The organism is Microbacterium indicum DSM 19969 (assembly GCF_000422385.1).
GTDB lineage: Bacteria > Actinomycetota > Actinomycetes > Actinomycetales > Microbacteriaceae > Microbacterium > Microbacterium indicum.
Map to the genome: position 1 here is coordinate 1 of NZ_AULR01000029.1, position 3,444 is coordinate 3,444.

At 54.4% G+C, this 3,444-nt stretch carries 1 protein-coding gene and 1 rRNA gene; both read right to left on the reverse strand.

The features are described 5' to 3' along the window. Positions 1–52: 52 nt before the first annotated feature. Positions 53–3,153: ribosomal RNA gene (locus tag H576_RS0112335) — 23S ribosomal RNA — on the reverse strand. Between the two features lie 83 nt (positions 3,154–3,236). After that, positions 3,237–3,444: hypothetical protein (locus H576_RS17030; RefSeq protein WP_211215818.1), on the reverse strand; the 208-nt coding region annotated here is incomplete at its 5' end.

The following is a 3,444-nucleotide window of genomic DNA, read 5'->3' on the forward strand; positions in this document are numbered from 1 at the left end:
ACGATCGTACCCTGAGAACCACAAAGTGGACGCGAACAAACAAAAACGAAGTGTTATCAAGTCATCGGCTTATTAGTACCAGTCAGCTGCACACGTTACCGTGCTTCCACATCTGGCCTATCAACCCAGTAGTCTGCTGGGAGCCTCACAGCCCGAAGGCCATGGAAGTCTCATCTTGAGGCCGGCTTCCCGCTTAGATGCTTTCAGCGGTTATCCATCCCGAACGTAGCCAACCAGCCATGCTCCTGGCGGAACAACTGGCACACCAGAGGTTCGTCCAACCCGGTCCTCTCGTACTAGGGTCAGATCCTCTCAAACTTCCTACGCGCGCAGCGGATAGGGACCGAACTGTCTCACGACGTTCTAAACCCAGCTCGCGTACCGCTTTAATGGGCGAACAGCCCAACCCTTGGGACCTACTCCAGCCCCAGGATGCGACGAGCCGACATCGAGGTGCCAAACCATGCCGTCGATATGGACTCTTGGGCAAGATCAGCCTGTTATCCCCGAGGTACCTTTTATCCGTTGAGCGACAGCGCTTCCACAAGCCACTGCCGGATCACTAGTCCCGACTTTCGTCCCTGCTCGACTTGTCAGTCTCACAGTCAAGCTCCCTTGTGCACTTACACTCGCCACCTGATTGCCAACCAGGTTGAGGGAACCTTTGGGCGCCTCCGTTACTCTTTAGGAGGCAACCGCCCCAGTTAAACTACCCATCAGGCACTGTCCCTGAACCGGATCACGGTCCGAAGTTAGATGTCCCAAGTGACCAGAGTGGTATTTCAACAACGACTCCACAACCACTAGCGTGATCGCTTCACAGTCTCCCACCTATCCTACACAAGCCACACAGAACACCAATACCAAACTATAGTAAAGGTCACGGGGTCTTTCCGTCCTGCTGCGCGTAACGAGCATCTTTACTCGTAATGCAATTTCGCCGAGTTCGTGGTTGAGACAGTTGGGAAGTCGTTACGCCATTCGTGCAGGTCGGAACTTACCCGACAAGGAATTTCGCTACCTTAGGATGGTTATAGTTACCACCGCCGTTTACTGGGGCTTAAATTCTGAGCTTCACCAAACGGTTAACTCGTCCTCTTAACCTTCCAGCACCGGGCAGGCGTCAGTCCGTATACATCGTCTTGCAACTTCGCACGGACCTGTGTTTTTAGTAAACAGTCGCTACCCACTAGTCTCTGCGGCCCACACGCCCTTTCAGCAGCAAGTGCCTATAAGCGGTGGGCGCCCCTTCTCCCGAAGTTACGGGGCCATTTTGCCGAGTTCCTTAACCACGATTATCTCGATCTCCTTGGTATTCTCTACCTGACCACCTGAGTCGGTTTGGGGTACGGGCGGCTGGAACCTCGCGTCGATGCTTTTCTCGGCAGCATAGGATCACCCACTTGAAACGCATCGTGTCTCAGCCATCACGGCTCCCGGATTTACCTAGGAACCGGCCTACACACTTGCACCAGGACAACCATCGCCTGGCAGGGCTACCTTCCTGCGTCACACCTGTTAATACGCTAACCGCACCAGCATGGGGTCGTGCGCTCCACACATCGGTGCCACCCGAAGGTGACGATGACATGCTTTGGGCACTTAGCACCACTGGATTAGCTTGGGCGGTTCTTCGCCGGTACGGGAATATCAACCCGTTGTCCATCGACTACGCCTGTCGGCCTCGCCTTAGGTCCCGACTTACCCAGGGAAGATTAGCTTGACCCTGGAACCCTTGGTCTTTCGGAGGACACGTTTCTCACGTGTCATTCGCTACTCATGCCTGCATTCTCACTCGTGTGCCATCCACGGCTGGATCACTCCGCCGCTTCACCCGGCACACGACGCTCTCCTACCCATCAACACGACTGGACCACGAAGGCCTGTCGCATGTGTCAATGCCACAACTTCGGTGGCGTGCTTGAGCCCCGTTACATTGTCGGCGCGGAATCACTTGACCAGTGAGCTATTACGCACTCTTTCAAGGGTGGCTGCTTCTAAGCCAACCTCCTGGTTGTCTAAGCAACTCCACATCCTTTCCCACTTAGCACGCGCTTAGGGACCTTAGATGGTGGTCTGGGTTGTTTCCCTCTCGACGATGAAGCTTATCCCCCACCGTCTCACTGCTGCGCTCTCACTTACCGGCATTCGGAGTTTGGCTGACGTCAGTAACCTGTTGAGGCCCATCGGCCATCCAGTAGCTCTACCTCCGGCAAGAAACACGCAACGCTGCACCTAAATGCATTTCGGAGAGAACCAGCTATCACGAAGTTTGATTGGCCTTTCACCCCTATCCACAGCTCATCCCCTCCATTTTCAACTGAAGTGGGTTCGGCCCTCCACGACGTCTTACCGTCGCTTCAGCCTGGCCATGGATAGATCACTTCGCTTCGGGTCTAGGACACGCGACTCAATCGCCCTATTCAGACTCGCTTTCGCTACGGCTACCCCACTCGGGTTAACCTCGCCACGTATCACTAACTCGCAGGCTCATTCTTCAAAAGGCACGCTGTCACCCCACAAAGAGGCTCCAACGGTTTGTAAGCAAACGGTTTCAGGTACTATTTCACTCCCCTCCCGGGGTACTTTTCACCTTTCCCTCACGGTACTTGTCCGCTATCGGTCATCTGGAAGTATTTAGGCTTATCAGGTGGTCCTGACAGATTCACACCGAATTTCACGAGTTCGGTGCTACTTGGGATCCCTTACAATCGCAGAACACGCATGTCGACTACGAGACTGGCACTCTCTCTGGTCAGGCTTTCAAACCTGTTCGTCTATACGCTTCTGTACAATCGATCCTGCGGCAGCAGAATCACGAAGGTCCCGCAACCCCGCACGTGCAACACCTGCCGGCTATCACACACGCACGGTTTAGCCTCATCCGCTTTCGCTCGCCACTACTCACGGAATCACTATTGTTTTCTCTTCCTGTGGGTACTGAGATGTTTCACTTCCCCACGTTCCCTCTACCCGCCCTATACATTCAGGCGGGAGTCACCAGGACGCACAAACGCCTGGCGGGGTTTCCCCATTCGGAAATCCTCGGATCACAGCCCGCTTATCGGCTCCCCAAGGCTTATCGCAGATTGCTACGTCCTTCTTCGGCTCCAGATGCCAAGGCATCCACCGTTTGCTCTTAAAGACTTGAAATCACATGAGCCACAAGAGAGAAGAAAAATCTCTTGTGTTCGCTTTAAGATGCTCGCGTCCACTGTGTAGTTCTCAAAGTACGATCACACCCAAACCTCCACACGATCAACAGACCATGCATCAGCAAGGGGTGAAGAAAGCTGCAACCAAAACGGCTGAGCCTTCAGGACCCAACAACGTGCACGCACCCCACCCACGAGACGATCCCTTTCCAACCAGGCGAACCCGGCGTACTCAGCATCACCCCGCAAACGGAGTGCCTTATCAAATGTTCCACCCATGAGCTTCCCG